This window comes from Lysinibacillus sp. FSL M8-0134 (assembly GCF_038069745.1).
GTDB classification, from domain to species: domain Bacteria; phylum Bacillota; class Bacilli; order Bacillales_A; family Planococcaceae; genus Lysinibacillus; species Lysinibacillus irui.
In genome coordinates this window covers 3,158,044-3,183,079 of record NZ_JBBPAJ010000001.1, presented here as the reverse complement: position 1 = coordinate 3,183,079, position 25,036 = coordinate 3,158,044, and the positions used below count along the sequence as shown (strand labels likewise).

The 25,036-nt window shown below is 38.6% G+C and carries 25 protein-coding genes, 1 riboswitch and 1 other annotated feature; of the genes, 23 read left to right on the top strand and 2 right to left on the bottom strand.

Annotation, left to right across the window (positions count from 1 at the left end):
* Positions 1-19 precede the first annotated feature (19 nt).
* The 5 genes from MKY49_RS16235 to MKY49_RS16215 all read left to right on the top strand — a co-directional run bounded on the left by MKY49_RS16235 (position 20) and on the right by MKY49_RS16215 (position 2,373).
* Positions 20-274 (top strand): hypothetical protein, encoded by a 255-nt coding sequence (locus MKY49_RS16235; RefSeq protein ID WP_341386676.1) that lies wholly within the window; start codon positions 20-22, stop codon positions 272-274.
* 2 nt (positions 275-276) lie between these two features.
* Positions 277-711, top strand: a complete 435-nt coding sequence (locus tag MKY49_RS16230) for a hypothetical protein (protein ID WP_341386675.1) — start codon at positions 277-279, stop codon at positions 709-711.
* A gap of 180 nt (positions 712-891) precedes the next feature.
* Positions 892-1,149 (top strand): hypothetical protein, encoded by a 258-nt coding sequence (locus MKY49_RS16225; RefSeq protein WP_341386674.1) that lies wholly within the window; start codon positions 892-894, stop codon positions 1,147-1,149.
* 37 nt (positions 1,150-1,186) lie between these two features.
* Positions 1,187-1,828, top strand: coding sequence for a hypothetical protein (locus MKY49_RS16220; RefSeq protein ID WP_341386673.1), 642 nt, complete (start codon positions 1,187-1,189; stop codon positions 1,826-1,828).
* A 47-nt stretch (positions 1,829-1,875) separates the two neighbouring features.
* Positions 1,876-2,373 (top strand): hypothetical protein, encoded by a 498-nt coding sequence (locus MKY49_RS16215; protein ID WP_341386672.1) that lies wholly within the window; start codon positions 1,876-1,878, stop codon positions 2,371-2,373.
* 119 nt (positions 2,374-2,492) lie between these two features.
* On the opposite strand, the gene rnhC is transcribed toward MKY49_RS16215, so the two are convergent.
* The gene (rnhC, locus tag MKY49_RS16210; RefSeq protein ID WP_274794030.1) at positions 2,493-3,419 is read right to left on the bottom strand and encodes a ribonuclease HIII; all 927 of its coding nucleotides are present in this window, start codon (positions 3,417-3,419) and stop codon (positions 2,493-2,495) included.
* A 135-nt stretch (positions 3,420-3,554) separates the two neighbouring features.
* Between rnhC and zapA the strand changes: the two genes are divergently transcribed.
* The 14 genes from zapA to MKY49_RS16140 all read left to right on the top strand — a co-directional run bounded on the left by zapA (position 3,555) and on the right by MKY49_RS16140 (position 20,259).
* The gene (gene zapA / locus MKY49_RS16205; RefSeq protein WP_016991554.1) at positions 3,555-3,815 is read left to right on the top strand and encodes a cell division protein ZapA; all 261 of its coding nucleotides are present in this window, start codon (positions 3,555-3,557) and stop codon (positions 3,813-3,815) included.
* A 5-nt stretch (positions 3,816-3,820) separates the two neighbouring features.
* Entirely contained in the window at positions 3,821-4,360 is a 540-nt protein-coding gene (locus tag MKY49_RS16200) for a CvpA family protein (protein ID WP_274794029.1), read from the top strand.
* Between the two features lie 59 nt (positions 4,361-4,419).
* Positions 4,420-6,129 carry a DNA polymerase/3'-5' exonuclease PolX gene (polX, locus tag MKY49_RS16195; RefSeq protein ID WP_341386670.1) on the top strand — a complete coding sequence of 570 codons (1,710 nt, stop codon included), beginning with the start codon at positions 4,420-4,422 and terminating at the stop codon, positions 6,127-6,129.
* A gap of 18 nt (positions 6,130-6,147) precedes the next feature.
* Positions 6,148-8,514 carry an endonuclease MutS2 gene (locus MKY49_RS16190; protein WP_312507432.1) on the top strand — a complete coding sequence of 789 codons (2,367 nt, stop codon included), beginning with the start codon at positions 6,148-6,150 and terminating at the stop codon, positions 8,512-8,514.
* Between the two features lie 22 nt (positions 8,515-8,536).
* The gene (locus MKY49_RS16185) at positions 8,537-8,950 is read left to right on the top strand and encodes a DUF350 domain-containing protein (RefSeq protein ID WP_008179180.1); all 414 of its coding nucleotides are present in this window, start codon (positions 8,537-8,539) and stop codon (positions 8,948-8,950) included.
* A 444-nt stretch (positions 8,951-9,394) separates the two neighbouring features.
* Entirely contained in the window at positions 9,395-11,089 is a 1,695-nt protein-coding gene (locus MKY49_RS16180) for an AMP-binding protein (protein ID WP_274794025.1), read from the top strand.
* 147 nt (positions 11,090-11,236) lie between these two features.
* A complete protein-coding gene (locus MKY49_RS16175; protein ID WP_274794024.1) occupies positions 11,237-11,818 on the top strand; it encodes a TetR/AcrR family transcriptional regulator in 582 nt (193 codons plus the stop codon).
* Between the two features lie 14 nt (positions 11,819-11,832).
* Positions 11,833-12,606 (top strand): enoyl-CoA hydratase, encoded by a 774-nt coding sequence (locus tag MKY49_RS16170; RefSeq protein ID WP_341386668.1) that lies wholly within the window; start codon positions 11,833-11,835, stop codon positions 12,604-12,606.
* 111 nt (positions 12,607-12,717) lie between these two features.
* A complete protein-coding gene (locus tag MKY49_RS16165; protein WP_274794022.1) occupies positions 12,718-13,491 on the top strand; it encodes an electron transfer flavoprotein subunit beta/FixA family protein in 774 nt (257 codons plus the stop codon).
* 50 nt (positions 13,492-13,541) lie between these two features.
* Positions 13,542-14,519, top strand: a complete 978-nt coding sequence (locus MKY49_RS16160; RefSeq protein ID WP_274794021.1) for an electron transfer flavoprotein subunit alpha/FixB family protein — start codon at positions 13,542-13,544, stop codon at positions 14,517-14,519.
* A 137-nt stretch (positions 14,520-14,656) separates the two neighbouring features.
* Positions 14,657-14,892: a binding site (T-box leader), on the top strand.
* An 82-nt stretch (positions 14,893-14,974) separates the two neighbouring features.
* Positions 14,975-16,294, top strand: a complete 1,320-nt coding sequence (locus MKY49_RS16155; RefSeq protein ID WP_396631780.1) for an amino acid permease — start codon at positions 14,975-14,977, stop codon at positions 16,292-16,294.
* Between the two features lie 118 nt (positions 16,295-16,412).
* On the top strand, positions 16,413-16,724 hold the full coding sequence (gene trxA / locus MKY49_RS16150) for a thioredoxin (protein ID WP_274794019.1): 312 nt from the start codon (positions 16,413-16,415) through the stop codon (positions 16,722-16,724).
* Between the two features lie 99 nt (positions 16,725-16,823).
* Positions 16,824-18,614: an excinuclease ABC subunit UvrC gene (gene uvrC, locus MKY49_RS16145; protein ID WP_341386667.1), complete on the top strand. Its 1,791-nt coding sequence runs from the start codon at positions 16,824-16,826 to the stop codon at positions 18,612-18,614.
* A gap of 105 nt (positions 18,615-18,719) precedes the next feature.
* A riboswitch (Lysine riboswitch) is annotated at positions 18,720-18,898 on the top strand.
* 134 nt (positions 18,899-19,032) lie between these two features.
* Positions 19,033-20,259 (top strand): aspartate kinase, encoded by a 1,227-nt coding sequence (locus tag MKY49_RS16140; RefSeq protein WP_341386665.1) that lies wholly within the window; start codon positions 19,033-19,035, stop codon positions 20,257-20,259.
* A 90-nt stretch (positions 20,260-20,349) separates the two neighbouring features.
* On the opposite strand, the gene MKY49_RS16135 is transcribed toward MKY49_RS16140, so the two are convergent.
* Positions 20,350-20,784, bottom strand: coding sequence for a YslB family protein (locus tag MKY49_RS16135; protein WP_274794016.1), 435 nt, complete (start codon positions 20,782-20,784; stop codon positions 20,350-20,352).
* A 272-nt stretch (positions 20,785-21,056) separates the two neighbouring features.
* Here MKY49_RS16135 and MKY49_RS16130 point away from each other — a divergent pair, with 272 nt between their 5' ends.
* The 4 genes from MKY49_RS16130 to MKY49_RS16115 all read left to right on the top strand — a co-directional run bounded on the left by MKY49_RS16130 (position 21,057) and on the right by MKY49_RS16115 (position 24,995).
* Positions 21,057-21,665, top strand: a complete 609-nt coding sequence (locus MKY49_RS16130; protein WP_274794015.1) for a succinate dehydrogenase cytochrome b558 subunit — start codon at positions 21,057-21,059, stop codon at positions 21,663-21,665.
* Between the two features lie 65 nt (positions 21,666-21,730).
* Positions 21,731-23,485 carry a succinate dehydrogenase flavoprotein subunit gene (gene sdhA / locus MKY49_RS16125; protein WP_274794014.1) on the top strand — a complete coding sequence of 585 codons (1,755 nt, stop codon included), beginning with the start codon at positions 21,731-21,733 and terminating at the stop codon, positions 23,483-23,485.
* A gap of 5 nt (positions 23,486-23,490) precedes the next feature.
* Positions 23,491-24,270: a succinate dehydrogenase iron-sulfur subunit gene (sdhB, locus tag MKY49_RS16120; RefSeq protein ID WP_016991544.1), complete on the top strand. Its 780-nt coding sequence runs from the start codon at positions 23,491-23,493 to the stop codon at positions 24,268-24,270.
* 260 nt (positions 24,271-24,530) lie between these two features.
* Positions 24,531-24,995, top strand: a complete 465-nt coding sequence (locus MKY49_RS16115) for an acyl-CoA thioesterase (RefSeq protein WP_341386664.1) — start codon at positions 24,531-24,533, stop codon at positions 24,993-24,995.
* The last annotated feature ends 41 nt before the right edge of the window (positions 24,996-25,036 follow it).

Sequence of the window (25,036 nt, the reverse complement as noted above, 5' to 3'; positions counted from 1 at the left end):
TCTTTCGAGGCAGTCTTTTTTGTTTGAAGAATGGTTTAAACACGTCATTGTAAAAGTCTCGATTTACATTAATACTGTCGAAGGCAATGATTCGCTCAAGGGATGGAAGGTGATCCAAAAGGAGAAGCAACCGCTCCAAATTGAAGTGAAAGTGATCCAAAAGAGGATGAAACCGCTCCAATTCGAGGAGAAAGTGATCCAAAAGGAAAAGCAACCGCTCCAAATTGTAGAGAAGGTGATCCAAAAGAGGATGAAACCGCTCCAAGGCAAGTGAAAGTGATCCAAAAGGAGAAGCAACCGCTCCATATTGTAGAGAAGGTGATCCAAAAGAGAGTGAAACCGCTCCAATTCGAGGAAAAAGTGATCCAAAAGGAGAAGCAACCGCTCCAAATTGAAGTGAAGGTGATCCAAAAGAGGATGAAACCGCTCCAAGGCGAGGAGAAAGTGATCCAAAAGGGGAAGCAACCGCCCCGAATTGAAGTGAAGGTGATCCAAAAGAGGATGAAACCGCTCCAATTCGAGGAGAAAGTGATCCAAAAGGAGAAGCAACCGCTCCAAATTGAAGTGAAGGTGATCCAAAAGAGGATGAAACCGCTCCAATTCGAAGAGAAAGTGATCCAAAAGGAGAAGCAACCGCTCCAAATTGAAGTGAAGGTGATCCAAAAGAGGATGAAACCGCTCCAAGGTGAGAAGCAAGATGGTACAACATGATTGAAAGTAAGTAAAAGATGATCGAGTTTTAAAAACATACTATAGAAACAGTTGGATATTCACATAAATTCATAAAAAATCAAATTTGGAGCCCCAGAGTTGATCAAATAAATAGTTTATCAAATTGTCTAGGCGTGACCATTTTTCCTTGCTATAGTCGTGTAAAAAGGGCGTGATGTTATGTTTATCAAACCATATGAAGAAGCAAAAATGACATTAGGTCTACGGGCTTTAGCTCGAAGACTTACATCAAAGCATCCCCTATATGATCAAATAACAAGAGAGTTACTACAGGCTGAGGCAGGGGAGCATGGAGAAAAATTTATTATGAAACAACTGGAGAAATTATCTTTTGTAAGGGGTATTCACGTTTTACATAATATTTCTCTTCAACGGCCGTTTCCGATGCAACTAGATATTAGTGATAACCAAATATGAGGTAATCATTATTGAAAGTAAAAATATTAAAGGAGAAGTGGAATTAAAAAATCGTCCCCGTCAAATGATTCGTACTCTTGAGACAGGAGAACGGCGTGTATTTCACCATCCTGAAGTACAGCTTGAGGAATATATGTACAATTTAAAAGAATTTTTCAATCAAAATCAAATTGAAGTACCTGTCCATGGTATCATTGTTTTTCCTTTTAACAATGCTCGTATCGAATATGAGGATAGTTTATTTCCAGTGTTGATGGCTAGGGAGGTAACAGGTTATTTACAACAGCGTTCTTTGAAGACAAAAACCATAGATTCTCAGTCTATTAGTGCATTACTTGTGCAGCACCATAAGCCATATGAATTGTTCCCGCTTTGTCGTTACTATGGCATAGAGATAGACGCCATTCAAACAGGGGTGATCTGTCCAGAATGTCAGATTGGACAGATGCAATGGTTAAAGATGAAATGGATTTGCTCAAGTTGCCTTTATAGCAATAAAAAAGCCCATAAATGTGCTCTACAAGATTATGGGATGCTAATAAATAAAGGCATTACTAACAGTCAAGCACAGCATTTTTTACGATTAAACAATCGTCATACAATAAAAAGGATGTTAATGACTAGTTGCTATCGGAAAGAAAGTGCATCGAAACGAAGGGAATATCAAATTCTTCTATGATTAATTGCTTTAATTAGTGCTTGAGGGGGTTCTTTAAGGGGACGAAAATGCTCCTTTATGGTAGAAGATTGATTAAGGAAGGGCCAAAAGCGCTCCAATCAGGTCGCTCCAAGGGGTTGGAAGCGCTCGAACCAGGAAAAAATGCTCAAAAAGGAGCCAAAAGTGCTCCAGTTTGTAAAAAACCGCTCAAAGAGGGTCCCAAAGCGCTCCAATCAGGCAGAAAGCCGCTCGAAAAGGAGGCCAAAGCGCTCCAATCAGGTAAAAAACCGTTCAAAGGAGTGACTAAAGCGCTCCAATCAGGCAGAAAGCCGCTCGAAAAGGAGGCCAAAGCGCTCCAATCAGGTAAAAAACCGCTCAAAGGAGTGACTAAAGCGCTCGAACCAGGTAGAAACCGCTCAAAAAGGAGGTCAAAGCGCTCCAACCAAGAAAATAGCCGCTCAAAAAGGAGCCAAAAGCGCTCCAACCATGTAAAAAATCTCTCAAAGAGGGTCCCAAAGCGCTCCAATCAGGTAGGAAACCCTAAAAAAAATACCCTAAGCCAGTAGCATGTTTAAAATGACGAAAAGCATTTTCCCGGAATAGAAATCAACATTTACATAACCCTATAATTCCCCGCAAAGCATTTCTAAAAGTATTCCACAGTTGTAGGCATTAAATGTTTCCGTTACACCATTTTCCGTGCTTTTTCTGTATTGGCAAAATGCCATTTTGTGATGGAGCGTAGGAAATCCTCGCCTTGATTACGCCAGATTCGTGCTGCTTGCACATCTACTTTGCTGGAGGCTCCTTTCATTAATGGGAGACCGGCTATTTCACTCAAGCGATCCATTTCCTTTAAAAATGCAGCGCGGGCTAGAATAGATGCTGTGGCTACAGCTACATGTAGTTGCTCCGCTTTTGTAGAAAAGAGGACATTTTCTTGTACCAGTTCACGTTCATTTTTTAGGTAATTGTAATAAACTCCGCGTTCAGCAAACTGGTCAATTAAAATAAATTCTGGTTTTTCGGGTGCCATCTTTGTGAGTGTATTTTGTAGAGCCTTGTTGTGCATCATAGCTTTCATTTTCCCTTGTGAATAGCCTTTTGCTTGTAGACTGTTATATTTTTCGTTTCGTAATACAAGAACGCTATGGACACAGGCTGCACGTAAATCGGGTGCGATTTTTCGCATATAATCATCCGTTAGCATTTTTGAATCTTTTACGCCAAGCTCGTTGATAAGTTCGATTTTGGATGTAGGTACATAAACGGCCGCTACGGTGATGGGACCAAAATAATCACCTGTGCCTGTTTCATCAGAGCCTAAGACAGACATTGTCGCGAATTTGTCTGGTAGAATATCCCCCTTTGCCCCAATAGACGAGGAATGTTGAGTAGTTGTTTTTTCAACTGTTCCCCAACGAGCCGCTTCACGTTCAGCACCTCCTCCTTGAAACATTAATTTTCCAGATTTATACATAGTAATAGTGGCATCTGGTAGTTTTGCAGCAAAAATAACGCCTGGAGCTTTTCGTTCAATAAAATAGGTTGCATAGTAAGCCATTACCTCTTTTTGAATATTTGTTGAAATGGATAGCACAATATTTGACATTTAATCGTTCCTTTCTGTCCTCATTGTTCACAATTTTATACCTTTCATGGTATGATAATAAATAGCTTTTTTGTGTGATGGTGCTCGCAAACCGAAAAAATCGCGTGAGCATTCAATTTATAGGAGGGTGCGACTATGGAAAAACAAGAAAAGAATAAAATTTCTGTGGAAATATATGGTCATACGTATAAAATGGTCGGCTCTGAATCCATTGGCCATATGCGACTTGTTGCTTCGATTGTTGATGACCGTATGCGCGAAATGAACGTACATAATCCCTCACTTGATAGCACAAAACTTGCTGTTCTGACAGCAGTAAATACAGTACATGATTATTTACTATTAAAAGAACGAATGGAGCAGTTAGAAGAAGAATTGAAAAAATTAAAGGGTTGAAGAGAATGTTAGATTTAATCATATTAGTGGTACTGTTAGCTGGAATTGGCGTCGGTGCAAAAAGAGGTTTCATTGTACAAATGATGCACATTGTCAGTTTCGTAGTAGCACTGATTGTTGCGTATATTTATTATAAGCCATTAGCACAAAAATTTGTATTTTGGGTTCCATATCCAGGCGTTACTGATACAGGTAGCCTTAGTGTCGTCATTGATAGCCTAGATTTAGACCGTACCTTTTATCGTGTAATCGCCTTTGCTGTTATTTTCTTTGCAGTGAAAATTACGTTGCAAATTGTGGCATCGATATTTGATTTTATTGCGTACTTACCTGTGCTCAATACAGTCAATCGTTGGCTGGGTGCGTTACTTGGCATGATTGAAAACTATTTAATTATGTTTATTTTGCTATACGTGTGCGCCTTATTACCGATTGAGGTTATTCAAAATTTAATGTCGAAATCATTGTTAAGTGGTCTTATGTTGGAGCATACTCCGATTATTACAAAGATGTTCCAAAACTGGTGGTATATTTATATGCAATAGTAAACTATGCACTTCTCTCTGATTTGAGAGAAGTGTTTTTACGATAGGAGGAATTACCAATGAATAAAAAAACAATTATTCGTACACTCGAAAAAATTGCTTTATATATGGAATTACAAGGAGAGAATCCATTCAAGGTATCTGCCTTTCGAAAAGCAGCTACAGCACTTGAAGGGGACGAGCGTTCGTTAAGTGAAATGGACGATGTAACAAAACTTAAAGGTATTGGTAAGGGGACGGCTGCTGTTATTGAGGACTTAATGGCAACAGGTGAATCAAGTTTGTTAAAAGAGCTAGAAGTGGTAGTCCCAAAAGGGTTACTGCCATTGTTAAAATTGCCTGGCTTAGGGGGCAAAAAGATTGCGAAACTACATCAAGAACTTGGTATTGATTCAGCAGAGAGCTTAAAAAAGGCGTGTGAAGAAGGAAAAGTTCGTGAATTAGCGGGCTTTGCTGTAAAAACCGAGGAGAAAATTTTAAAGGAACTTGCCAACTTTGCTAATCGTTCTGAACGCTTACCAATATGGCATCTTGAGCCTGTGGTTTTACAAATTGAGGCGCTTCTAGGTAGTATGAAGGAAGTGGAACGTTTTTCAGTTGCTGGAAGCTTCCGTCGAGCACTAGAAACAAGTAAAGATATTGATTTTATTGTTGTGACAGAAGTGGTTGAGGCTGTACGTGACAATTTATTAAATGGATTGGCCATTCAGGAAGTCGTAGCAGCGGGCGATACTAAAATTTCAGTAATTTTAGATTTAGATGAGCCAGTTAGTGTTGATTTCCGGTTAGTAAAGGATCATGAATATGCAACTGCCCTGCATCATTTTACAGGTTCAAAGGATCATAATGTGCGAATGCGCCAACTTGCAAAAGCACGTGGTGAAAAAATTAGTGAATATGGGGTTGAACAGCAAGATGGTACTATCTTGACGTTTCAAGATGAAGAGGCATTTTTTGCCCATTTTGATCTACCTTGGATTCCACCGAGCCTTCGTACAGGAAAAGGTGAATTTGATCAACCCAACACGATTCCTCAATTAGTTCGACTAGAGGATATTCAAGCAGACTTGCACATGCATACGACATGGTCTGATGGTGCATACTCTGTGGCAGAAATGGGAGAGGCACTACGAGCACGGGGCTATCAATATAGCGTCATTACAGATCATTCTCAATTTCTAAGAGTAGCAAATGGTTTAACACCAGAGCGCTTAGAGAAGCAACGTATCGAAATTGAGGCATTTAATGAGTGCCATCCTGATTTTCACTTGTTTAAGGGGACAGAGATGGATATATTGCCAGATGGATCCCTTGATTTCGATGATGAAGTGTTAAAAGAGCTGGATTTTGTTATTGCCTCTATTCATTCTAGTTTTACTCAATCTCAGGATAAAATCATGGCACGTTTATTGACAGCGATGCAAAATCCGTATGTCCATATGATTGCCCACCCAACTGGTCGAATTATTGCAGATCGTGATGGTTATAATCCTGATATGAAACAGTTAATTGCTTGGGCGAAAGAATATGGTAAAATTTTAGAGTTAAATGCAAATCCGTACCGTCTGGATTTATGTGTAGAACATTTAGAAATGGCTTTAGCAGCAGGTGTTCCTATAGCCATTAATACAGATGCCCATGATATTGCGCATTTACGTTTTATGGATATTGGTGTTCGCTATGCCAATAGAGCATGGCTACCGAAAGATATGATTGTGAATACATGGACGCGTGACCAGTTTGAAGCGTTCATACGACGAAATAAATAGACTGAGGAGGTGTTCTCAGTGATTGCAGAACGCGCATTGAAAACACTAGAATACGATAAAGTACGTCAGCAAGTGGCTTCATACTGTACTTCTTCAATTGGTAAATCTGCGATTGAGGAGCTTGTGCCGCAAACTGATTTTGATAAAGTAGTACAATTACTAGAAGAAATGGATGAAGGTTTATCTATTTTACGAGTTAAGGGCAATGTACCAATGGGAGGGATTTTTGATGTTCGCCCATCTGCAAGACGTGCACAAATAGGAGGCATGCTTGCAGCAATAGAACTAATGGAAATATCCAGTACGATTCGAGCAAGTCGAATTTTACGTAATTTTATTGAAGATATAGAGGCTGATGAAGTGATTGAGATTCCACATTTCATCGCTAAGAAGGAAGCCATGCCTGTCTTAACAGGATTGCAGCATGAAATCAACAATTGTATTGATGACAATGGGGCTGTTGTAGATTCAGCTAGTCAAACATTGCGCTCCATTCGTCAATCTTTACGTGCTGAAGAAGGAAAAGTCCGTTCAAAGCTGGAAAGTTTAATCCGTGGAAGTAATGCAGCGAAAATGCTTTCTGATACACTTGTTACCATTCGTAATGATCGCTTTGTTATTCCGGTGAAACAAGAATATCGTCATCATTATGGTGGTATTGTGCATGATCAATCTTCTTCCGGTCAAACATTATTTATTGAACCTGACTCTGTCGTACAAGCGAATAATGAAATACATCGTTTAAAAATGAAGGAACAGGTAGAGATTGAGCGAATATTACTAGCATTAAGTGCAATGGTACAAGAAGTAGCATCAGATTTATTTAACCTAGTGAAAGTTTTAGGTGATATCGATGTCATTTTAGCAAAAGGTAAATATGGACAAGCCAATAAATGTACAATGCCTAAAATGAATCAGGATGGCTATATTCGATTAGTGCGTGCACGCCATCCACTTTTACCAATCGATGTGGCTGTACCAAATGATATCGAATTTGGCAAAGAGATTACAGCCATTGTTATTACAGGTCCTAATACGGGCGGTAAAACGGTGACGTTAAAAACGGTGGGCTTATGCACATTAATGGCGCAGGCTGGATTACCAGTGCCAGCATTGGATGGGTCGGAGCTTGCAGTATTTAAGCAACTGTTTGCTGATATAGGTGATGAGCAATCGATTGAGCAATCACTTTCCACGTTCTCTTCTCATATGGTCAATATTGTAGATATTTTAAAGAAATTTGATCATGAATCACTTGTTCTTTTTGATGAGCTAGGAGCAGGTACTGATCCCCAGGAAGGTGCAGCATTAGCTATCTCTATTTTAGATGAAGTGCATGGACGAGGAGCTCGTGTGATGGCAACAACCCACTATCCAGAGCTAAAAGCATATGGCTATAATCGACCAGGTGTTGCCAATGCTAGTGTAGAGTTTGATATTGAAACATTGAGCCCAACCTATCGACTACTTATTGGTGTACCTGGACGTTCTAATGCATTTGAAATATCCAGTCGCCTTGGTCTTCCAGAATCAATAATAGATCGAGCTAAGAGCTTTACAGGGACAGATCGACATGAGGTTGAATCGATGATTGCCTCATTAGAAGAAACACGTCGCCAATCAGAAGATGATGCAGAGCGTTCCCATGCATTGCTGGTAGAATCTGAAACTTTACGTAAAGAGCTTCAAGATAAATTACAAGCCTATGAGGAGCGTAAAGAGGCGCTAGATAAGAAAGCGAAGGAAAAAGCTCGTAAAATTGTTGATGAAGCGAAAAAAGAAGCAGAATCAATTATTGCTGAGCTGAGAGAAATGCGCAAAAATGCTGACCAAGTTGTCAAGGAACATGAATTGATTGAAGCCCGCAAACGCTTGGAGGAAGCAACACCGCTTGATAACAATAAAGTGCTGAAAAAGGCTGCACAAGTTAAAGCCCGTGCACAAAACTTAGTTGTCGGGGACGAGGTAAAGGTGTTAAGCTATGGACAACGAGGTACATTGTTAGAAAAAGTGTCGGATACCGAATGGGTTGTCCAAATGGGGATTTTAAAAATGAAAATCTCGGATAGTGATTTGGAGTATATTAAACCTGAAAAAGAGCCTGTTTTACGAACAGCTGGTGTGAAAAATCGAAATAGCCATGTTAAATTAGAATTGGATTTACGTGGTGAACGCTATGAGGACGCGATTTTGAGAACGGAAAAGTATATTGATGATGCGTTGCTTGCTAATTATGGTCGAGTCTCTATTATTCATGGAGTTGGTACAGGAGCTTTACGTCAAGGTATTCAAAGCTATTTGAAAAAGCATAAACGCGTGAAATCCTTCCGTTTTGGTGAAGCCGGCGAGGGGGGCTTAGGCGTCACAGTTGTAGAATTGAAATAAGCTAAAAAGGGGACGGAGAAAAATGCTGAATTCTGGCTTTTGGCGATATCCAATTATCGAAACGGCAGGATATTTTAGTGTTGTAGTATTATGTTTAGTCGTCTCGATGGCATTGTTCGAAGTCGTTACGAAATATAAGAATTGGGAAGAAATTAAAAAGGGTAATGTCGCTGTGGCACTTGCAACTGGTGGTAAAATACTTGGCATTTGCAATATCTTTCGCTTTTCCATTGCACGCCATAGCACATTGAGTGAAATGATTGGCTGGGGTCTTTTTGGCTTTACACTATTGATTGTAGCGTATTTCTTATTTGAATTTATGACACCTCGTTTTAATGTTGATCAAGAGATTGCCAATGATAATCGCTCAGTAGGTTTTATTTCCTTTACCATTTCTGTCGGTCTATCGTTTGTTATTGGGGCAAGTATTGCATAGGAGTGTCATGACATGGAAAAATTAGCGAAGGTACTAATCATTGTCTGTATCGCATTTTTGGCAGTGGGCGTCTACTATATGATGACTGTATAAAGAACAACGCATTCTCTTAGGAGGGTGCGTTTTTTTGTGAATGAATCTACATAAATTTCTACTAAAAACTATTAATTTTCTCTCAATCATCTAACGGAACATTGAAAAAGATTATTTTTATAATATAGGAATATGCGAGTAGCTTTTTAGCAGAAATAATGAAGAATGAATGAGTATTCATAAGGTGTATCCGTACAAACACCAATAAATATCAGTCATATTAATGTTGTAAATTGCATAATAATTAATCGAAAATGCATTTATTTTCTATTTTCTGTTTGAAACTGTATTTCTTTTTCATTATAATAAATATAAGAATTGACAAAGTTTGGGACAAAGGGGAGAGGACGTATGACAGCAAAACCATGGCTAGCAAATTATCCTGAAGAAGTACCATCGTCTTTAACGTTTGAGGAAATTCCAGTGCAAGAGTTTTTGACACGTGCCTATAAAAAGAATCCATCTAAAATTGCGATTCATTTTATGGGGAAGGATTTGACGTACACTGAGCTATATGAGTCTGCTTTAAGATTTGCAAACTATTTACAAGCACTTGGTGTGGAAAAAGGTGATCGAGTGGCTATTATGCTTCCTAATTCGCCACAAAGTGTAATCGCTTACTATGGTGCCATGTATGCAGGTGCTGTTGTCGTTCAAACAAATCCACTTTATACTGAACGTGAGCTTCAATATCAAATGGCTGATTCTGGGGCAAAGGTTATTTTAGTCATGGATATTTTATATCCACGCGTGATGAAAATTATGAAGGAGACGGCTCTCGAAAATGTTATTGTGACAGCTATTAAAGATTATTTACCGTTTCCAAAAAATTTAGTTTATCCTTTTATTCAAAAAAGGCAGTATGGATTTAGTGTCAAGGTTGAGCATAGTGGGCAAAATCACTTGTTTTCAGAAATAATGCGCTCTGCACCAATTAAGGTGATTGAGAATATTTCATTTAATTTTGAAGAAGATCTAGCACTGCTTCAATATACAGGTGGAACAACAGGTTTTCCAAAAGGAGTCATGCTAACACATAAAAATTTAATTGCCAATACGACAATGTGTGATGCATGGATGTATAAATGTGTGCATGGGGAAGAAACCATTATGGGCATTCTACCATTCTTCCACGTCTATGGGATGACGACTGTTATGCTGTTATCGGTATTTACTCAAAATAAAATGGTGCTCCTACCAAAATTTGATGCAGAAACAGCATTAAAAACAATCGATAAACAAAAACCAACGCTGTTCCCTGGTGCCCCAACCTTATACATTGGTTTACTCAATCATCCAGACATTGCAAATTATGATTTATCGTCTATTAAAGCATGCTTAAGTGGTTCTGCTTCATTGCCTATTGAGGTGCAAGAGAAGTTTGAAGCTGTAACTGGTGGCAAACTGGTAGAGGGCTATGGTTTAACAGAAACGTCACCTGTAACACATGCTACGCCAATTTGGGGGAAGCGAGTAATTGGTTCAATTGGTTTACCATGGCCAAATACAGACGCTGTCATCTTACGTACAGGCGATACAGAGGTGCTACCAGTTGGTGAAGTAGGTGAAATCGCTGTTAAAGGACCACAAGTGATGAAGGGTTACTGGAACCGCCCAGAGGATACTGCAGCAACATTTGTAGATGGCTGGTTTTTAACAGGTGATCTTGGATATATGGATGAACAGGGCTTTTTCTATGTAGTAGACCGTAAAAAAGATATGATTATAGCAGGTGGCTTTAATATTTACCCGCGTGAAGTGGAAGAAGTGTTGTACGAACGCGAAGAAATTCAAGAATGTGTAGTCGCTGGCATACCTGACCCATATCGAGGAGAAACAGTTAAAGCTTATATTGTATTAAAAGAAGGATATTCGATTTCAGAGGACGAATTAAATAAATATTGCCGTCAACATCTAGCGGCATTTAAGGTTCCGCGTTATTATGAATTTAGAGATGAGCTACCAAAAACAGCCGTAGGGAAAATTTTGCGTCGCACTTTGGTAGAAGAAGAAAAAACAAAATTAGCGAATAAAGAAGCGAAATAAATACGTGTGAAAGTATTGACAAGCAATGCTGTAAAATATAATATGAAAATATGAATGAATGACCATTCATATTTTCATATTTTTTTAGGTTCACACGTCATATGGATCATGTAGACGTGCGCATGTTTTTTAGGTGGTGATATAAAAGTGAAACGAGATAAGCCGAAATATAAGCAAATTATTGATGCAGCTGTCATCGTTATTGCGGAAAATGGGTATCACCAAGCGCAAGTATCGAAAATCGCCAAACAGGCAGGGGTGGCCGATGGAACAATCTATTTATATTTTAAAAATAAAGAAGATATATTAATTTCTGTCTTTAATGAAAAAATGGCTGTTTTTGTAGAGTCATTACAAGATATAATAGAAAATGGAAGTACGTCAAAAGACAAACTTTCACGAATGATTGAAAATCATTTTAATGTTCTAGCGACAGATCGATACCTAGCAACCGTCACACAATTAGAGCTACGCCAATCAAACAAAGACTTACGATTAAAAATTAATTCGGTACTACGTGAGTATTTACACTTACTCGATCAGATTTTAATCGAAGGTATGCTTTCAGGTGAGTTCAATCAAACGATGGATGTACGCTTGGCACGACAAATGGTTTTTGGAACAATTGATGAAACTATTACGTCGTGGGTTATGAATGACTATCGATATGATTTAATGGAACAGGTTCCAAAGGTTCAGGCATTAATCCTGAACGGCATTAAAGCTTAAAAGGATGTGGAGAAATGGAATTTCTAAGTTGGAAAGTAGAAGATGGGGTAGCAATGATTACAATTGCACGTCCACCAGCAAACGCTTTATCTCGCGGTATTATTGCAGAAGTTAACGCTGTTCTAGATGCTTTAGAACACGATGATGCTGTAAGAGTCCTTGTACTTCATGGTGAAGGCCGTTTCTTCTCTGCGGGAGCAGACATTAAAGAATTTACTGGGGTAGAATCTGGGGAAGAATTTACGAAGTTAGCTAGCAATGGACAGCAAGTATTTGAGCGTGTTGAATCATTCTCTAAGCCTGTGATTGCGGCCATCCATGGTGCAGCATTAGGTGGCGGACTTGAGTTAGCAATGAGCTGTCATATGCGATTCGTCACTGAATCTGCAAAGCTAGGTTTACCTGAATTACAATTAGGTCTTATTCCTGGATTTGGCGGTACTCAACGCTTGCCACGCTATGTGGGGGTAGCAAAGGCCGCGGAGATGATGTTTACAAGCGAGCCAATTTCAGGTACAGAAGCTGTTCAATGGGGCTTAGCAAACCGTGCATTCACAGACGAAACGCTACTAGATGAAACGTTAAAGATTGCTAAGAATATTGCTAAGAAAAGCCCAATAGCTTTAAAGGCAGCTATTCAAACATTGCAATTTGCAAAGCATGCATCGTTCTATGAAGGCATTGAAGCAGAAGCGAAATCCTTTGGAACAGTATTCGTGACAGAGGATGCAAAAGAAGGAATTCAAGCATTCATTGAAAAGCGTGAGCCTGTGTTTACTGGTAAATAATTTTCCAAATGTCGATAGCACAAAGATGTTATCGGCGTTATCGAAACTGAAAATATATAATATTTATAAGTTTACTTAGAATTATAAAAACGTTCCAGGAGGTATGGATATATGAATATTTTTGCATTAATTAAACGTACGTTTGATACAGAAGAAAAAATCGTTGTGTCGGGTGGCAAAATCCAAGAGGATGGCGCGGAATTCATTATCAACCCTTATGATGAATATGCCATTGAAGAGGCAATTCAAGTGCGTGATGCTGCTGGTGGCAAAGTAACAGTTGTCACAATTGGTGGCGAGGATGCAGAGAAGCAATTACGTACAGCGCTTGCTATGGGAGCTGACGAAGCCGTATTAATTAATACCGAAGATGATTTAGATGAATTAGACCAAAATGCTGCTGCTTATCTCTTAGCTGAATACTTAAAAGATAAAGATGCGGATTTAATTTTAACTGGAAATGTTGCAATTGATGGTGGTTCTGGTCAAGTTGGTCCACGCGTTGCAGATTTACTGGATATTAATTATGTAACGACGATTACAAAACTAGAAATTGACGGAACATCTGCGAAAATTGTTCGTGATATCGAAGGAGATTCAGAAGTCATTGAAACTTCTTTACCATTATTAGTAACAGCTCAGCAAGGTTTAAATGAGCCACGTTATCCATCATTACCAGGTATTATGAAAGCGAAAAAGAAACCGCTTGCAGAACTTGAGTTAGATGATTTAGATATCGATGAAGATGATGTAGAAGTGAAGATTGAAACAGTAGACATCTTCTTACCAGCTCAAAAGGCAGCTGGCCGCGTTCTTGAAGGTGACCTTTCTGCACAAGTAAAAGAACTGGTAAATCTACTTCACACAGAAGCAAAAGTTGTTTAATTATTTGATGATGTTAATCGAATCTTAAAGGGTAACGGAGGGAATATTCTATGTCAAAAAAAGTATTAGTGTTAAGTGAAGTTCGTGAAGGAAGCTTACGTAATGTTTCTTTTGAAGCAATTGCAGCTGCAAAACAAATCGCAGATGGTGGCGAGGTTGTTGGAGTACTTTTAGGGGATGCTGTAGCAGGTTTAACAGGTCCATTATTTGAATATGGTGCTGACCGTGTGGTAACAGTGGAACACCCACATTTAAAGCAATATACATCTGATGGTTATAGTCAGGCATTATTAGCTGTTATTGAGCAAGAAAAACCAGCTGGCATTGTCTTCGGGCATACAGCAAATGGTAAAGATTTATCTCCAAAAATCGCTAGTAAATTACAAGCAGGTCTAGTATCCGATGTCACTTCTATTGAGGGTGCCGGTGATGATGTTCTATTCATCCGACCAATTTACTCTGGTAAGGCTTTTGAAAAAGTGAAAGTTAAAGAGGGCGTTGTTTTAGCTTCCATTCGTCCAAATAATATTACACCATTAGAAAAAGTCGAAGGAAAAACAGGCGATGTTTCTGCTATCACTGTAGATATTACAAACCTACGCACAATAATCAAAGAAGTAGTTCGTAAATCTTCAGAAGGTGTAGATCTTTCAGAAGCGAAAGTTGTTGTTGCAGGTGGTCGTGGTGTGAAGTCTGAAGAAGGTTTCGAGCCATTAAAAGAGCTAGCAGATTTACTAGGCGGTGCAGTTGGAGCATCACGTGGTGCATGTGACGCTGAGTACTGTGACTATTCACTTCAAATCGGTCAAACAGGGAAGGTAGTTACACCTGACCTTTATATTGCGGCGGGTATTTCTGGTGCCATTCAACATTTAGCAGGAATGTCAAATTCTAAAGTAATTGTTGCCATCAATAAAGATCCAGAAGCAAATATTTTCAAAGTAGCGGATTACGGTATCGTTGGTGATTTGTTTGAAGTTATTCCGCTTCTAATTGAAGAATTTAAAGCATTAAAAGTGAACGCATAAAGTGTTAAGCAGGGAGGGAAGATCCTTCCTGCTTTTTATAATGGGCGAAAGAAATAATTAGTGTTTGAAAATTATTGCAAAATAAAATATTGACATAATTAACGATAGCTATTATAGTGGTTGATACATTAATGATTTGAAACGCAAAGATTAGGAGTAGTAAAAGCTCATTATTCGGTGAAGAGAGCTGCGGGATGGTGCAACGCAGTCCAATAAGGCTTTGAACTTGCCTAGGAGTGGTAAGATAGATAGAATTATCTGATTATTCTATTTGTTTGACGATTAACCTTCGTTACAAGGTTTTTAAGCTGGGTTCTATAAAGAACCAATTAGAGTGGTACCGCGGTTTGCTAAATGGCATATCGTCTCTTCTTTTTTGAAAGAAGAGACGATATGCTTTTTTGATTTTAGGAGGTAAGAAAGTGGAAAAAAACAGTCAACAATTAACAAGAACAATGACCTCACGTCACATCACAATGATGGCTCTAGGTGGGGCAATTGGGGCAGGGTTATTCAAAGGTAGTAGTGCTGCTATCGATATGGCAGGGCCGTCAGTGCTCATTGCGTATTTATTAGGGGGCATCATTTTATTATTTGTTATGCAAGGCCTCGCAGAAATGGCCGTTCGAAATAAAGAAGCCAGAACGTTTAGAGATTTAGTTCAATCGGTGTTAGGAAAATACCCAGCTTATTTCCTCGATTGGATCTATTGGAAAATGTGGGTTTTAAATATTGCAGCGGAGTCTGTCGTTGCGGCAATTTTTATTCAATATTGGTTGCCAGAATACCCCATCTGGATACTTGCCTTGTCAGTTTCAGTTTTAGTGACAGCCATTAATTTATTGTCCGTAAAAATATTTGCTGAAACCGAATACTGGCTAGCCTTAATTAAAATAACGGTTATTATTGTGTTCATTATTGCGGGACTTATCTTATTACTAGTTTCGTTTGGACATCATACAGCTGTAGGTTTTTCTAATTTAACGGAGCACGGAGGGTTTTTCCCTAATGGTTCAATGGGTTTAATTGCTGCCATGTTGGTGGTTATTTATTCTTATGGGGGAACCGAAATCATTGGGATTACATTAGCAGAAACGAAAAATCCAGAAAAAGTTGTACCAAAAGCTGTTCGCAGTACACTAGTACGTATTGTTACGTTCTATCTGCTACCTTTCTTTATTATTGTCAGCTTAATACCTTGGAATAATGTAAACGGGGTACCTGAAAGTCCATTTGTAATGGTATTTAAAATGATCGGCATTCCTGGTGCAGATCATATTATGAACGCTGTCGTTTTACTTGCCATTATTTCCTCCATGAATTCAGGACTCTATGGTTCATCTCGTGTGCTGTATACCCAAGCTGTAGACGGGCGTGTACCTAAAATCTTTGGCTATTTATCTAAACGTAAAGTGCCAGTATATGCTATTTTAATGTGTACAGTGGCCATGTATTTAGGTGTAATCTTATCTCTATATGCTGGGAGCAAGACCTTTGATTTCTTAATGGGATCTCTTGGTTATACGGTGTTATTCATTTGGTTAATTATTGCGATTGCCCATTTGAAATCACGAAAAAAACAAGCGGAAAATACAAGTGCTTATGAAGTGAAATGGTTCCCTTATACAACATGGATCGCTATAATTGCGTTAAGTGCCATTTTAATTGGGATTATTTTCACAACTTCCATCATCATCACAGGCATTACGTTAGGCATTTATCTCTTTATTACATTATCCTATGTATTGAAAGGCCGTTATCAAGAAAATGAATAGTCAATCTTACGTTTTTCGACATCGTTTTTCATAAAAAATACATTGTAGGCAGATTGTTCGCTCAAGTGAATTTATCCATGCTATACTACAATCATAGTAAGCTTAAGGAGGATTTCAAATGGCAATTGTACATGCAACGGATGCTACGTTCCAAAACGATATTAAAGAAGGGTTAGTACTAGTAGACTTTTGGGCTGCTTGGTGTGGACCTTGTAAAATGATTGGGCCAGTTCTTGAAGAAATGGACGCTGCTGGTAGTGCAGCTAAAATTGTAAAAGTTGACGTAGACAATAACCAAGGTACTGCAGCTGAGTATCAAATTATGTCTATCCCATCTTTACTATTATTTAAAGATGGAGAATTAGTTGACAAAACTGTAGGCTTCCAACCTAAAGAAGCTTTAGAAGCATTTATCGCAAAACATGCGTAATAAATGAAGTTTATAAAAGCCGAGCCATCAATTGATGTGTTCGGCTTTTTTTCGTTATATAATATGGAGAGGAAATTTTACTTAGGGGGCAGGTAGGTAATGAACGATTTAATTAAGCGTAAACTGGATATTTTACCCGATCAGCCTGGCTGCTATTTGATGAAAGATCGACAGGGGACAATTATATATGTCGGTAAAGCGAAAGTACTGAAAAATCGTGTGCGTTCTTACTTTACAGGTACACATGAGGGGAAAACACAAAGACTTGTAAGTGAAATAGAAGATTTTGAGTATATCGTGACATCATCCAATATTGAAGCACTTATTTTAGAGCTGAATCTCATTAAATTACATGATCCAAAATACAATGTCATGCTAACGGATGATAAGACATATCCATATTTAAAAATTACCAACGAAAAACATCCGCGTCTTATTACAACACGAAAGGTTAAAAAGGATAAGGCTAAATATTTTGGTCCCTATCCTAATGCATATGCGGCAAGTGAAACGAAAAAGCTATTAGATCGATTATATCCGCTACGCAAATGTGTACAATTACCTTCAAAAGTTTGTTTGTACTATCATATGGGTCAATGCTTGGCTCCCTGTATAAAGGAAATTGATGGTCAAACTTATCAAGAAATGATTGAGGATATGACAAAGTTTTTAAATGGTGGTGTTGAGGCAGTTAAAAAGGAGCTGGAAACTAAAATGCTTGCAGCTGCTGAAAATTTGGAATTTGAACGTGCGAAGGAGTTTCGAGACCAAATTGCACACATTGATACAGTTATGCAAAAACAAAAAATTGTATCAAGTGATACAACAAACCGTGATGTATTTGGCTATGCTGTTGAAAAAGGATGGATGTGTGTACAAGTATTTTTTGTCCGACAAGGTAAATTAATAGAACGTGATGTCTCCATTTTCCCGATCTATCAAGATGCTGAAGAAGAATTTTTAACATTTGTTGGGCGTTTCTATGAGAAACCAGAGCATATAAAGCCAAAAGAAGTTTTTATTCCACAAGCCATTGATGCAGCCATTTTAACGGAATTATTAGAGATCAAAGTACTCACACCAAAACGAGGACAGAAAAAGGAATTGGTAGATTTAGCAACCAAAAATGCTGAAATAGCTGTGGCAGCTAAATTCCAGCTGATTGAACGACAAGAAGAACGTACAATTGGTGCTTGTGAGGTTCTTGGTGAGGCAATGGGTATAACGACGCCATTACGAATCGAAGCTTTTGATAATAGTCATATGCATGGCACGGATGCCGTCTCTGCTATGGTTGTTTTCATTGATGGAAAGCCTGCAAGAAAGGAATATCGTAAGTACAAAACGCGTTCAGCAGCCAAGCATGATGATTATGGCGCTATGCAGGAGGTCATCCGTCGTCGTTATACGAGGGTTTTAAAAGAGGGTTTACCATTACCAGATTTAGTCCTCATTGATGGAGGAAAAGGGCAAATGGAAGTAGCTCGTGAAGTATTAGAAGATGAACTAGGGCTTGTTATACCAATTGCGGGTTTAGCAAAGGATGACAAGCATAATACATCGCAGCTATTGTTTGGTGATCCGCCAGAAGTGATCGCCTTAAAGCGTACAAGTGATGGTTTTTATTTGTTACAACGAATTCAAGATGAAGTCCATCGCTTTGCTATTACGTTCTTGCGTCAACAGCATGAGAAGCATGCTATTCAATCTGTCCTTGATCAAATCGAAGGGATAGGACCTAAACGTAAGCAACAGTTGCTTAAACATTTTGGGTCAGTCAAAAAAATTCGAGAGGCGAGCGAACTAGCTTTACAGGAGGCTGGGATGCCTGCTAAGTTAGCAAGCCAAATTTACTCCTATTTTCAGCAAGAATCGTTGTCAAAGGAATAGACATGTGCTAAGGTTGTAAATAACATTGTTGTTCAATGTTAAACAGCCCTTTGGACGGCTAGTTAGTGGACGCCAGGGCTAATAAATTTAATACTTCACTTTTAAGGTGATGATAGAGGTGCAAGATTCAAGAATAGCACAATGGAGGATGAACAAGTCCAGAGACATTGTGTGAAAGGGGAGCTTGCCGAAGTACAGCATTGTTGTTTCCTTTGTTGTACTGGTTTTGCATTTAAGAAATGTAAGACTGTCGATTCTAAACGTTTCGGAGAGCTATCACACATGCGCAAGTTACGATTATTGTACATGTTATAAGCAGCTTTCACGTTATGTGGAAGTTGCTTTTTTAGTTTTCTAGAGACTGTTTTTACACTTCGAAGTTAAGTGAAATACGCAGACTGGAAAGGGGAACAAAAAAATGGCTAGAATTGTGATGAAGTTTGGAGGAGCTACAATAGCATCAACGGGCCACATCCAAGAAATGGCTCGAAAAGCTATTGCTGAGAAGGATAAAGGGTTTGATGTAGTAGTGGTAGTAGCGGCAATGGGACAAACTGCAAAAGACGTAAAGATGATGGTGAAGCGTTTCACTGACGATGTGTCAAAGCGAGAATTAGCTGCAGTGATGTCCACATGTACTCAATTATCTAGCTCTTTATTTGCTATTGCATTACAAGAAGCAGGCTATAAGGCAGTGTCATTAACTGGATGGCAGGCAGGTATTCATACGGATCGTATGTATCGACATGCACGTATAGACAATTTAGATGTCCATCGTATTGAAGAACATTTTGAACAAGGCCAAATTGTAGTCATTGCTGGAGAACAGGGTGTTGACGACGATTATAATATAACAACTCTTGGAAAGGGTGGAGCGGAAACAACAGCTGTAGCTCTTGCCATAGGTTTAGAGGCAGAGAGAGTTGATATATATAGCAATGTGGATGGTGTTTATACAGCCGATCCACGCTATGTTACAAATGCCCAAAAGCTACAGGAAATTTCTTACGATGAAATGTTGGAACTATCCAATTTAGGTTCACATGTTATACATCCACGGGCAGTAGAGTTAGCGAAGAAGTTTCAATTACCAGTTATCATCCGCTCTAGTTCAGTAGAGTCGGTAGGTACTTTATTGAAGGAGGAAGTGGAAATGGAGAAAAATTTAGTAGTTCGCGGTGTAGCTTTTGAAGCAGATATTATTCGGTTAACAGTTGGGTATGATGCCTATAGCGAAGGTTCATTAGCCGATATGTTTACCACCCTAGCAGAAAATCGGATCAATGTAGATATTATTGTTCAAGCGATTATTGATGGATTAAAGCCGACTGTATCTTTTTCCATTTTAAAAGAGGAATTTGCGGAAGCATTGCGGGTTCTAGAAGATAGCAAAGTATCACTTGGCTTTAGCTTTGCTGACTTCGAAATAGGGTTAGCGAAAGTTTCCATTATTGGTTCAGGTATGGCGTCTAATCCTGGTGTTGCTGCCCGTATGTTTGATCGATTACGCCATGAAAACATTCCCGTAAAAATGGTTAGCACATCTGAAATAAAAGTATCAGTTGTCGTACCACAGGATGATATGATCCGTGCAGCAAATGCATTACATGATGAATTTAATTTAGAGCAAGCACTTTATATATAATAATAGAAGAAACAGCATTTTATGTAATTGTTCGAAATGATAGGAAGAAAAAAGGATTGTCATCCCATATAAGGGAGGCAATCCTTTTCATTACTCTGTAGGGATGGTATTCATAATACGTTCCTTAACATCCCATTTGACTGTAAACATGACATGGTGTTGCTTTTCTCGTTTTTCTTCATAGCATTCTGTAAGATAGCCTTTAGCTAATTGAATTTGTTCAGCTATAAATCCCGCCTCAAGTCTAAAGCTACGTTGTTTGATTTGTAATATTTCTGGGTCATTAGTCAATTCGAAAATGCGACCATCCTTTGATTCTTTTAATAACGCTAATGTACCCCAACAGGCATCTGCGAAAAATGCGATAAGTTCGTCTTGACTTTTACATGGAAACTTACGTGCAAGCTCTTTACCTGCCCAATAAAGGACATCATCTTCATGTTTACCAAGTATAGAAGATAGAATATGATCGCGAATGATCTCATAACCAAATGATGAGATTGTAGGAGATGGAGTGTTTAACATTGTTATCCTTCTTTCTTAGAATATTCTTAAAATTTGGCGGTAATAAAGTAATGATAGATTTTTCGAGAAAAAACGACGCATCATGTACTATATTAGTTCTTTAATAAGCTCTATGAAAAACTCCGAGTTGCCTTGACGCTCGTAGCTCTTGAGAGTACAATAAACATGTCATAATATTGTACCATGATGAAATACACAGTCAATGAAGTATCATTTACAAAATGATGACTTCTTTTGTTGTGCTATTTTAAGTACTAAGGGGGGTAACAGTCTTGTCGAAAGATCGAGAGTTTTTATGGCGTCGCTTACATTCTCTACTTGGGATCATTCCAGTAGGTCTGTTTTTAACGATGCACCTGTTCATTAACTTTACAGCAACAGGCGGGGCAGAAAGTTACAACGATGCTACCGCAGTAATGGAAAAGATTCCATTCCTTATCCTAGTTGAATGGATTGTCATCTATATTCCATTAATGTTCCACGCATTCTATGGTGTTTACATTGCATTCACTGCTACACCAAACACAGGACGTTTCAGCACGTACCGTAACTGGATGTTCTCTTTACAACGTTTCACTGGTGTATTCCTAGTGATTTTCATTGCATGGCATATTTTCCAAACTCGTATTCAAAAAGCACTTGGCACACACGTTGATTACGACATGATGGCAAATATCGTGAATAATCCATTCATGCTTGGATTCTACATTGTTGGTATTTTATCAGCAACTTTCCACTTATCTAACGGTTTATGGGCATTCCTAGTAAGCTGGGGTATTACACAATCTCCTCAGTCTCAAAAGATTGCTACTTACGTAACAAACATTATTTTCGTAATTCTAAGTGTAGTTGGTGTGGCTGCTATTTTAGCTTTCGTTTAATTCCATAGAAGCTAGGATAGACACATGCAATCATTGCAATTTTTTAAGAGGAGTGAGAAATAATCATGGCGAAAAGCAAAATAATTGTTGTCGGCGGTGGTCTTGCCGGTCTGATGGCAACGATTAAAGCAGCTGAAGTTGGTACTGAAGTTGATTTATTCTCATTAGTTCCTGTAAAACGCTCACACTCTGTTTGTGCGCAAGGCGGAATTAATGGTGCGGTAAATACAAAAGGTGAAGGGGATTCTCCATGGATCCACTTTGATGATACAGTATATGGTGGGGACTTCTTAGCGAACCAACCACCAGTTAAAGGTATGTGTGATGCAGCACCTGGCATTATTCACTTAATGGACCGTATGGGTGTTATGTTCAACCGTACACCAGAAGGACTTTTAGACTTCCGTCGTTTTGGTGGTACACTACACCACCGTACAGCTTTCTCTGGTGCTACAACTGGACAACAATTACTATACGCACTTGACGAGCAAGTTCGTTCACACGAAGTAGCTGGTTTAGTAAATAAATATGAGCACTGGGAATTCCTTGGTGTTATTATCGACGAAGACGGCGTTTGCCGTGGTATCGTAGCGCAAGATATGCGCACAGAAGAAATTAAATCATTCCGTGCAGACGCTGTTATTATGGCGACTGGTGGCCCTGGTATTATCTTCGGTAAAACAACAAACTCTGTTATTAATACAGGTTCTGCTGCTTCTATCGTATACCAACAAGGTGCTTCTTATGCGAATGGTGAGTTCATTCAAATTCACCCAACAGCGATTCCTGGAGATGACAAAAACCGTCTAATGTCAGAATCTGCTCGTGGTGAAGGTGGTCGTATTTGGACTTATAAAGACGGTAAACCTTGGTACTTCTTAGAAGAAAAATACCCAGCTTATGGTAACTTAGTACCACGTGATATTGCAACACGTGAAATTTTCGACGTTTGTGTAAACCAAAAACTTGGTATCAACGGCGAAAACATGGTATATCTAGATCTTTCTCATAAAGATCCACATGAATTGGACGTTAAACTTGGTGGTATCATCGAAATCTACGAAAAATTCGTAGGGGATGACCCACGTAAATTACCAATGAAAATCTTCCCAGCTGTTCACTATTCAATGGGTGGATTATGGGTTGACTATAACCAAATGACTGAAATTCCTGGTCTATTTGCAGCAGGTGAATGTGATTACTCACAACACGGTGCAAACCGTCTTGGCGCAAACTCATTACTATCTGCTATCTACGGTGGTATGGTTGCAGGACCAAACGCAGTAGATTATGTAAAACATCTTAAAAAGCATGCTGAAGATCTTCCACAAGACCTTTATGATGCTCGCGTAAAGGAAGAACAAGCTAAATGGGAAGCTATCATGAAAATGGATGGCACAGAAAACGCTTACTTACTTCACAAAGAGCTTGGTGAAATGATGACTGCTACAATGACTGTAGTACGTTACAATGATCAGCTTGAAGAAACACTGAAAAAACTTGATGAGCTAACTGAGCGTTGGAATAATATCAACATTAACGATACGCAAAAATGGAGTAACCAAGGTGCACACTTCACACGTCAACTTAAGAATATGATAGTTCTTGCGAAAGTAATGACAAAAGGTGCATTATTACGTAATGAATCACGTGGAGCACACTATAAACCTGATTTCCCTAACCGTGATGATGAGAACTTCTTAAAGACAACAATGGCGAAGTTTGACCCAACTACTGGTAACCCAATTATCACGTACCAAGAAGTCGACGTTTCTTTAATCCCACCACGTAAACGTGACTACTCTGCGAAAGGAGACTAAAAGTTATGCAAATCGCAGCTAATACTGGAAGAATGGTTAAAGTGGAAATCTTACGTCAAGATACACAAGGCGGCAATAGCTACTGGCAAAAATTCCAAGTACCTTACCGTCATGGTATGAACGTAATTTCAATTTTAATGGAAATTCAAAAAAACCCTGTTACTGAAAATGGTGAAAGCACAACGCCAGTAACTTGGGATATGAACTGTTTAGAAGAAGTTTGTGGTGCATGTTCAATGGTAATTAATGGACGTCCACGTCAATCATGTTCAACGCTTGTTGACCAATTGACAGAGCCAATTAAACTTGAGCCAATGAAAACATTCCCTGTTATTCGTGACTTACAAGTTGACCGTGAACGTATGTTCAATGCACTTAAAAAAGTTAAAGCATGGGTACCAATCGATGGTACTTATGATTTAGGTGAAGGTCCACGTATGCCAGAAGGTAAACGTCAATGGGCTTATGAATTATCTAAATGTATGACTTGTGGTGTATGTATGGAAGCATGTCCAAACGTGTCTGAAAAAGCTTCATTCATCGGACCAGCTCCATTATCACAAGTACGTCTTTTCAATACTCACCCAACAGGTGCAATGATTAAAGATGAACGTTTAAATGCTATTATGGGTGATGGCGGCCTTGCAAACTGTGGTAACTCTCAAAACTGTGTTGCTGCATGTCCAAAAGGTATTCCTTTAACAACATCTATCGCTTCACTTAACCGTGCAACTACAGTGCAAATGTTCCGTAACTTCTTCGGTTCTGATCACTACGTAGACTAATATCGGATAAGCGGGCTTTCAAACTCCCTTACACTTTTGTGTGAGGGAGTTTTTTATATTTATAGAAACCAATCTAATGATGTAATGGGTAGCAATATTTGCAATAAAAATAGGTAAATAGTGAATTTTTCTATGCTAATAAATCAATTTCTTTTATAATGAATATTGATTCATTTACTATTTGCCATGATTAATAAAAGTGCAAATGCATTACTCGACTTAAAATAGGAGTGGCAAACAATGAAAAGGGGATGTGTAACATGAAGGCAAAATATATTGAAAATTTACAAGAGTGGCAAAAGGATTTTTCCTTTTATAGTGAGGTACGTGTACGTTTTTCGGAAACGGATATGTACGGGCATATGAACAATACCGTTAGCTTTACATATTTTGAGCAAGCAAGAATTGATTATTTTCGTCATTTAGATATTTTAATGCCTTCAGCAGTGGATGAAGGTGTAAAAGCTATACCGATAGTAGCTGATTTACAATGTGATTATGTAAAACAAGTTTTCTTTGATGATGTTCTACGAATTTACACAAAGATAGCGAATGTCGGGAATTCTTCAATGGACATTCATTATCTAGCAAAAAATCAGAAGAATGAAATATGCTTTACAGGTCGCGGAACAATTGTGCAAATGGATCCTCGAACAGGCAAAAGTGTGCCGATTTCAGAGGAGGAGAGAGCTCATTTAATTAGTCTAGCAATTATTTCTCAGTAAAAAGTGTAAATAGTGAGGAGTGTAGTCATCTTGTTCAATTT